Origin of the sequence: Enterobacter sp. R-1.6.2 (genome assembly GCF_035064085.1) — a bacterium.
GTDB lineage: Bacteria > Pseudomonadota > Gammaproteobacteria > Enterobacterales > Enterobacteriaceae > Enterobacter > Enterobacter asburiae_B.
Genome location: NZ_JASEYI010000054.1, coordinates 1 through 7821, shown reverse-complemented (window position 1 = coordinate 7821; position 7821 = coordinate 1). Strand labels below are relative to the sequence as shown.

Annotated in this window: 7 protein-coding genes and 1 pseudogene; all 8 read left to right on the top strand. The window is 58.9% G+C overall.

Translation table 11 applies throughout. The features are described 5' to 3' along the window. Positions 1 to 186 precede the first annotated feature (186 nt). Positions 187 to 795 (top strand): TetR/AcrR family transcriptional regulator, encoded by a 609-nt coding sequence (locus tag QMN93_RS25130; protein ID WP_000379506.1) that lies wholly within the window; start codon positions 187 to 189, stop codon positions 793 to 795. After that, positions 792 to 1943, top strand: a complete 1152-nt coding sequence (locus tag QMN93_RS25125; protein WP_016236501.1) for an efflux RND transporter periplasmic adaptor subunit — start codon at positions 792 to 794, stop codon at positions 1941 to 1943. The genes QMN93_RS25130 and QMN93_RS25125 overlap by 4 nt, the downstream gene beginning before the upstream one ends. Then, on the top strand, positions 1940 to 3145 hold the full coding sequence (locus tag QMN93_RS25120; protein WP_000624215.1) for an ABC transporter permease: 1206 nt from the start codon (positions 1940 to 1942) through the stop codon (positions 3143 to 3145). The genes QMN93_RS25125 and QMN93_RS25120 overlap by 4 nt, the downstream gene beginning before the upstream one ends. A gap of 1 nt (position 3146) precedes the next feature. Next, complete coding sequence (locus QMN93_RS25115) at positions 3147 to 3857, top strand: ABC transporter ATP-binding protein (RefSeq protein ID WP_004393997.1); 711 nt, start codon at positions 3147 to 3149, stop codon at positions 3855 to 3857. A 28-nt stretch (positions 3858 to 3885) separates the two neighbouring features. Continuing rightward, positions 3886 to 4359 carry a cytochrome c gene (locus QMN93_RS25110; RefSeq protein ID WP_016236502.1) on the top strand — a complete coding sequence of 158 codons (474 nt, stop codon included), beginning with the start codon at positions 3886 to 3888 and terminating at the stop codon, positions 4357 to 4359. Then, positions 4346 to 5833 (top strand): efflux transporter outer membrane subunit, encoded by a 1488-nt coding sequence (locus tag QMN93_RS25105; protein ID WP_011784757.1) that lies wholly within the window; start codon positions 4346 to 4348, stop codon positions 5831 to 5833. The genes QMN93_RS25110 and QMN93_RS25105 overlap by 14 nt, the downstream gene beginning before the upstream one ends. 130 nt (positions 5834 to 5963) lie before the next feature. Continuing rightward, positions 5964 to 6521 (top strand): recombinase family protein, encoded by a 558-nt coding sequence (locus QMN93_RS25100; RefSeq protein WP_016236504.1) that lies wholly within the window; start codon positions 5964 to 5966, stop codon positions 6519 to 6521. 2 nt (positions 6522 to 6523) lie between these two features. After that, positions 6524 to 7558, top strand: a pseudogene (locus QMN93_RS25095) (DUF4158 domain-containing protein); the annotation flags it as partial. Positions 7559 to 7821 lie beyond the last annotated feature (263 nt).

Genomic DNA, 7821 nt, shown 5'->3' with positions numbered 1-7821 from the left:
ATGGTTCTCCGAATGAAAGCCTGTCCTCAGCATAGTACCGGGAAGGAGGGAGTGACCATCTCATTAAATAAAGCACGTTAAGCCCATTGCAGACTCTAGATATTGACGAGTACGTCGGGTTTTCTCTTGTTTGAGTTGCCTCTTGTGGTAAGATAGTAATCAATTACTATCTTACAAGGAGTGCTCGTGGACACCCATCCAAAGCATCTGCCGGCCGATGAACGTCGTGCCGTAACTGTCGAGTCCGTCGTGGCGCTTGCCGGTTCACAAAACCCAAGCGAGATAACCACTGCGGCTATCGCTAAACACATGAACTTGACCCAGGGTGCGCTGTTTCGGCACTTCCCGAACAAGGAAGCCATTTGGCAGGCGGTCATGGAGTGGGTAGCAGAGCGCCTATTAGCCAGAATCGATCGATCCGCACAAGGAATCGAGTCGCCCTTGGCAGCCATGGAGGCGATGTTCATGAGTCATATCGAATTCGTAGCTGAGCACCCAGGCGTGCCAAGAATGATGTTTGGTGAGCTTCAGCGTGCCGAATCGACACCGGCCAAGCGCATGGTGCAAACCTTGATTCAGCGCTACAGCGAACGTTTGCATCGTCTCATCGAGAAAGGCAAGGCCAGCGGCGAGTTGTCTCCCTCGCTTGACAACGAGGCGGCGGCAACGCTGTTCATTGGCACGATCCAGGGCTTGGTCATGCAATCGCTGTTGGCGGGTGATGTGGGACGTATGCACCGCGATGCGCCGCGCGTCTTTGCAATTTATCGGCGTGGCATAAGGAGTGCGCAATGAAAAAGTTACCCTTGCAAGGCCGCACCCTGGCACTGCTTGCCGTCATCATTCCTTTGCTGGTGCTTTTTATTTATGTCGGTCTGCGATCAGGGCCGCTCGCCCCGGTCGCTGTGACGGTGGCAAGCGTGGAATCACGGGCTATCACACCGGCGCTGTTCGGCATCGGCACGGTGGAGGCGCGCTACACCTACAAGATCGGGCCGACGTTTGCCGGGCGCGTCAAACGCCTGGAGGTGCATGTAGGCGACCAGGTCAAGGCCGGACAGGTGCTCGGCGAGATGGAGCCGGTCGACCTTGATGATCGGGTGCGCTCACAGGAGTCTGTATTCAAGCGGGCGGAAGCGGCTTTGCGCGAGGCAGAAGCCCGGCAAGCCTACGCGCAAACCCAGGCGCGCCGCTATGAGCAATTGTTTGCGGTGCGCTCGACCAGCGAGGAAATCGTCACCACCAAGCGGCAGGAACTGCAGATCGCCGATGCCGCCCTATCCGCCGCTCGGGAAGATATTGCCCGGGCACGCTCCGACCGCGAAGCACTCGTCGCGCAGCGGAGCAATCTGCGCCTGATCGCGCCGGTCGACGGTGTAGTCGCCGTGCGCGATGCCGATCCCGGCACGACCATCGTCGCGGGCCAGGCCGTGGTGGAAGTGATCGACCCCAAGAGTTTGTGGATCAATGTGCGCTTCGACCAGATCAGCGCATCGGGGCTGGCTGGGGGGCTGCCGGCTCATATCGTCCTGCGTTCGCGTGGTGGCCAGACCTTGAAAGGTCGCGTGCTGCGGGTGGAACCCAAGGCCGACGCGGTAACCGAGGAAACGCTTGCCAAGGTGACATTCGATAACAAACCAGAACCTTTGCCACCAGTGGGTGAACTGGCCGAAGTCACGGTTGACTTGCCGGCGCTCCCGGCCGCTCCACTGATCCCCAACGCTGCCGTCCAGCGTGAAGGCGATAAAGTTGGTGTCTGGCAAATCGTGGATGGTGATCTGCATTTCTCCCCGGTCAAGCTCGGCACTTCCGACCTCAATGGTTACGTGCAGGTGCGCGAAGGGCTCAAGAATGGGGACCAGGTTGTGACCTATAGCGAAAAGGCACTGACGGCGCGCAGCCGCATCCATGTGGTCGAGCATATCCCGGGAGTTTCACGATGATCAGCCTGGCCGGCCGCGACATTCTCCATGCCTGGGGGAAATTCGTCTTCACCGGCATCGGTCTGGGTCTGCTGATCGGCGTCACCCTAGTCATGGCTGGGGTGTACCGAGGCATGGTGGACGACGGCAAGGCGTTGCTCGACAACAGTGGCGCTGACCTTTGGGTGGTGCAAAAGGATACTCTGGGTCCTTATGCGGAGTCGTCCAGCCTCAACGATGACGTGTATCGCGCCATTCTCGCCATGCCGGGAGTCTCACAGGCAGCGAACGCGACCTACCTGACCATGCAGGTACGCAAGGGCGAGAGTGATGTACGCACCATGGTGGTCGGCATCGCGCCCGGTGCGTTGGGGGCTACACCCGGATGGCCTCCTTATCTCGTCGCTGGACGCCAGATCACGCGCGGTCACTACGAGGCTGTGGCCGACATCGCCACCGGCTTCAAACTGGGAGATCGTCTTACCATTCGCCGCAATCATTACACCGTCGTGGGGCTGACACGGCGTATGGTGTCGTCCAGCGGCGACCCGATGGTATTCATTCCGCTCAAAGATGCCCAGGAGGCCCAGTTCCTCAAGGACAACGATGCCATCTGGCAAAGCCGGCGTCGCACCGAAGCCAACCCGGTCTTCAATCGACCCGGTGATCCAGGTTTGCTGGATGCCGTGATTGCTTCACAGAGCAGCAACGCGTTCGTCAATGCCGTGCTGGTCACTCTGAAACCTGGTCATGCGCCGGACGAGGTTGCCGAATCCATCCAGCGCTGGAAGCGTTTGACGGTCTACACCCGGGCACAGATGGAAGACATCCTCGTCGGCAAGCTGATCGCCACCTCGGCCAAGCAGATCGGCATGTTCCTTGTGATTCTGGCCATCGTTAGCGCGGCCATCGTTGCCTTCATCATCTATTCGCTGACGATGGACAAAATCCGTGAGATCGCGGTGTTGAAGCTCATCGGCACACGCAACCGAACCATCGCCGCGATGATCATGCAGCAGGCGCTCGCCCTGGGCGTGATTGGCTTCGTGGTCGGCAAGATCACAGCCACCTTTTCAGCACCGGCTTTTCCAAAATATGTCCTGCTCACGCCAATGGATTCTGTCGCCGGTTTTTTTGCCGTGCTCGTGATCTGCGTTCTAGCTAGCCTCGTCGCCATTCGCATAGCACTCAAGGTCGATCCGGCCGAAGCCATTGGAGGTTGAGATGAGTGGCAAAGGGATACACATCGAAAGTTTAAGCAAGCGGTATGGCGATGGTGACACCGCTGTCTTTGCCTTGAGAGACGTGAATATGCATGTTGCGCCTGGTGAAGTGGTGGGACTGATCGGCCCTTCCGGGTCCGGCAAGAGCACGCTGCTCAAGTGTCTGGGTGCGGTGATCGAACCGACCGCCGGTCGCATGACGCTGGGCGATGAAGTGATCTACGCCGATGGCTGGAAAGTCCGCGACCTGCGCGCCTTACGGCGTGACAAGATCGGTTTCGTTTTCCAGGCGCCGTACCTGATTCCGTTTCTCGATGTCACCGACAACGTGGCGCTGCTGCCGATGCTTGCAGGCGTCGCGAATGGAGAGTCGCGCGCGAAGGCACTGGAATTGCTCACAGCGCTTGATGTGCAACACCGAGCTCGCGCAATGCCCTCGCAACTCTCCGGTGGCGAGCAGCAACGGGTCGCCATCGCGCGCGGACTGGTCAATCGTCCGCCGGTGATCCTGGCCGATGAACCCACTGCGCCGCTGGATTCCGAGCGCGCCATGGCTGTAATCCGCATCCTCAACGACATGGCCCGGAAGTTCGAGACCGCCATCATCGTCGTCACCCATGACGAAAAGATCATCCCCACATTCAAGCGCATCTACCACATCCGCGACGGCGTGACCCATGAGGAAGCTGGCGAAGGGCGGGAGTTCGAATGAGAGAACGATTGAATTACAGGAGAATTTCATGACCCACCGCAAACACAGCCACGCATTTGGAACTATCACCCTGACCGTTACGGCCTGCCTGCTTTTATGGGGTTTTCAGTTGCCAGCTTGGGCTGGTGACGCTACCCAGGTTGAGCCACTGGCGCTACGCAAGATCATGCAGGAACTCGGGCGCAACATGCAGGCTATTACCGGTGCGATTTCGCAGGAGGAATGGGTTCAGGTCGTTCAGCTCGCCCCAAAAGTTGCTGCACACCCCGAGCCACCGCTTACTGAAAAAATGCGCATCCTTGCTTACCTCGGCGCTGATGCGACCAAGTTCAGAAACTTTGACGCGCAGACTCACGAGGCGGCGCTGGCCATGAAGCTGGCTGCTGCGAGCAGCGACGGCAAGGCGGTGACCCAATCATTCGCCCACGTGCAGGAAAGCTGCTTGGGCTGCCACCAAGCTTTCCGTAAACCTTTCGTGGAGCATTTTTATGGAGCACGCTAAAACATGCCAGCGCCCCATCAGCCTCGAAAGACGGCTTGCGGCAACTTACCTGGTAGCTGGTCTGGTCACCGCCGGTCTGGCCGGCTGCGCCGCCGGCCCTGATTTTCAGCGTCCCACCGCACCCGATGTGGCTCGCTACACTGCAACACCGGTAGCTGATAGAACCGTGTCCGCTCCCACGCAGTTCGGCGAAACACAACGTCTAGTCGAAGGGCTTCCGATCGAAACGCAATGGTGGCAAAGCTTGGGTTCATCCGCACTCGACGGACTGATAAACGAAGCTTTCCATGTCAGCCCGACGCTGGCGAGCATCAGCGCCAATTTGCGACAGGCGCAGGAGCTTCTTGCCGCACAGGCGGGCTCGACGCAATATCCACAGGTAGATGTCGCACTGGGATCTCAGCGCCAGCAAATGAGTCCCAGTAGCCAAGGGTTGAGCGGAGACGCACGTCAATTCAGCCTCTACAACGCCAGCGTTGGCGTGCATTACAACCTCGATCTGGCTGGCGGCAACCGGCGCGCACTCGAAGCCTTGGCTGCTCGCGCCGACTACCGTCGCTTCGAACTGAATGCTGCGCGCCTGGCCCTTGCCGGCAACATGGCAACCGCTGCCATTACCCGAGCACGCCTCGCCGCGCAACTAGAAGCCACTACTGCCATTTTGCGCGTGCAGGATGAGCAACTGCGCCTGGCCCATGAACGCGTGCGTATCGGTCAGGCCTCACCTGATGAAGCGTTGAGCCTACAAGCTCAGGCGGAGCAAACGCGGGCAGAACTGCCTGCGCTGCGTAAACAACTGCAACAAACCGAACATCTACTGGCGGTGCTAGCCGGTCGTGCCCCAGGCACGGGTGGCATCCCGGCCTTCACTCTGGCCGATTTCACTCTACCCGTCGAGATGCCGCTCGTCGTGCCCTCAGAACTGGTGCGCCGCCGACCGGATATCCAGGCGTCAGAGGCGCTGTTGCATGCGGCCAATGCAGACTATGGTGTGGCTGTCGCCAAGCTCTACCCACAGATCAACCTGAGCGCCAACCTTGGTTCTCAGGCGCTGACCACCGGTGCCCTGTTCGGTGGTGGCTCGGCAGTGTGGGGCCTGGTTGCGCAGCTCACCCAGCCTCTTTTTAATCCAGGGCTACCCGCTGAAAAAAGAGCGGCGCTCGCCGCTTTTGATGCCGCCGTAGCCAATTACCAGAGCGTCGTATTGGAGTCTTTGCGTAACGTCGCCGACACCCTGCGCGCGGTGGAAAGCGATGCACAAACTTTGACTGCCCTCGCTGCCGCTGATATGGCTGCACAGGCCTCCTTGCAGTCGGTCGAGCGGCAATACCGGCTGGGCGCGGCCAGCTACCTGCAACTGCTCATCGCGCAGCAACAGGCACAGTCAATCCGGATCAATATGGTTGCGGTCCAGGCACAACGCCTAGTCGATAGTGTTGCTTTATATCAGGCCCTGGGAGGTGGTGTCAGTTAAGACTAAACCCTAACCTGATGTCAGATGTTGAGCACAAACAACGTCAGAGTAGGGTATTAATTTATATTTATTGACACATTCAGCCAAGGGTAATAGATTTCATCCTGACATTTTTACCTTTGGAGGCATCTTGCAAGGTCAACGTATCGGCTACGTTCGCGTCAGCAGCTTCGACCAGAATCCTGATCGACAACTGGAACAAATAGAAGTCGGCAAGGTATTCACCGATAAGGCTTCAGGCAAGGACACACAACGTCCCGAACTTGAAAGGCTGCTGGCCTTCGTCCGCGAGGGCGACACCGTGGTGGTGCATAGCATGGACAGGTTGGCACGCAACCTTGATGACCTGCGCCGCATCGTCCAAGGGCTGACACAACGGGGCGTGCGCATGGAGTTCGTCAAAGAAGGGCTAACGTTCACCGGCGAGGACTCACCGATGGCCAATCTGATGCTGTCGGTCATGGGAGCCTTTGCTGAGTTCGAGCGCGCTCTGATCCGCGAACGTCAGCGCGAGGGAATCGTGCTGGCTAAGCAGCGCGGGGCCTACCGGGGACGAAAGAAATCGCTGAACAGCGAACAAATTGCCGAGTTGAAACGGCGAGTTGCGGCAGGCGAGCAGAAAACCTTGGTGGCCCGTGACTTCGGCATCAGCCGCGAAACCTTGTACCAGTACCTGCGGGAAGACTGACCATGCCACGCCGCTCAATCCTGTCCGCCACCGAGCGCGAAAGTCTGCTGACACTGCCAGATGCCAAAGACGAACTGATACGGCACTACACGTTCAACGAAACCGACCTGTCGGTGATCCGTCAGCGTCGCGGCGCCGCGAATCGATTGGGCTTCGCCGTGCAGCTTTGCTACTTGCGATTCCCTGGCATCTTCTTGGGCGTCGATGATCCTCCATTTCTGCCCCTGCTGCGCATGGTGGCCGCACAACTCAAGGTGCCGGTGGGAAGCTGGAACCATTACGGCCAGCGCGAGCAGACACGGCGGGAGCACTTGGTCGAGCTGCAAACGGTGTTTGGATTCAAGCCCTTCACCATGAGTCATTACCGGCAAGCCGTGCATACATTGACCGAACTGGCCTTGCAAACAGACAAAGGCATTGTGCTGGCCAGCACCCTTGTTGAAAACCTGCGGCGGCAGAGCATCATCCTACCCGCCATGAATGCCATCGAGCGCGCAAGCGCCGAGGCCATTACCCGTGCCAACCGAAGCATCCATGCGGCATTGGCCGATTCCTTGATACCTGTCCATCGCCAGTGCCTGGACGAACTGCTCAAGCGCAAGGATGGTAGCAAAATGACGTGGCTAGCGTGGCTGCGCCAATCGCCCGCCAAGCCAAACTCGCGCCACATGCTTGAACACATCGAACGCCTCAAAGCCTGGCAGGCGCTTGACCTACCTGCTGGCATCGAACGGCAGGTACACCAAAACCGCTTGCTCAAGATCGCCCGCGAAGGCGGCCAGATGACGCCCGCCGACCTGGCCAAGTTCGAGTCGCAGCGGCGTTACGCCACCTTGGTAGCACTGGCCATCGAGGGCATGGCCACCGTCACTGATGAAATCATCGACCTTCACGACCGTATCATCGGCAAGCTGTTCAATGCGGCCAAGAACAAGCATCAACAGCAGTTCCAGGCTTCCGGCAAGGCGATCAACGACAAGGTGCGGATGTATGGGCGCATCGAGCGCACGCTGTTCATTCTGGATTGGCTGCAAAGCGTGGAGCTGCGCCGCCGCGTCCATGCGGGGCTGAATAAGGGCGAGGCGCTGGACGACACGTTGCTGCAATATCTGTCCCCGCTGGGGTGGGAGCATATCAACCTGACCGGCGATTACCTATGGCGCAGCAGTGCCAAGGTCGGTGCGGGGAAGTTCAGGCCATTGCGACCGCTGCCACCGGCTTAGCGTGCTTTATTTAATGAGATGGTCACTCCCTCCTTCCCGGTACTATGCTGAGGACAGGCTTTCATTCGGAGAACCAT

Bases quoted from the DNA above. Each gene is read 5' to 3' on its own strand.
- QMN93_RS25105 (WP_011784757.1), top strand. From the start codon at position 4,346: ATGGAGCACGCTAAAACATGCCAGCGCCCCATCAGCCTCGAAAGACGG.
- QMN93_RS25125 (WP_016236501.1), top strand. From the start codon at position 792: ATGAAAAAGTTACCCTTGCAAGGCCGCACCCTGGCACTGCTTGCCGTC.
- QMN93_RS25120 (WP_000624215.1), top strand. From the start codon at position 1,940: ATGATCAGCCTGGCCGGCCGCGACATTCTCCATGCCTGGGGGAAATTC.
- QMN93_RS25110 (WP_016236502.1), top strand. From the start codon at position 3,886: ATGACCCACCGCAAACACAGCCACGCATTTGGAACTATCACCCTGACC.
- QMN93_RS25115 (WP_004393997.1), top strand. From the start codon at position 3,147: ATGAGTGGCAAAGGGATACACATCGAAAGTTTAAGCAAGCGGTATGGC.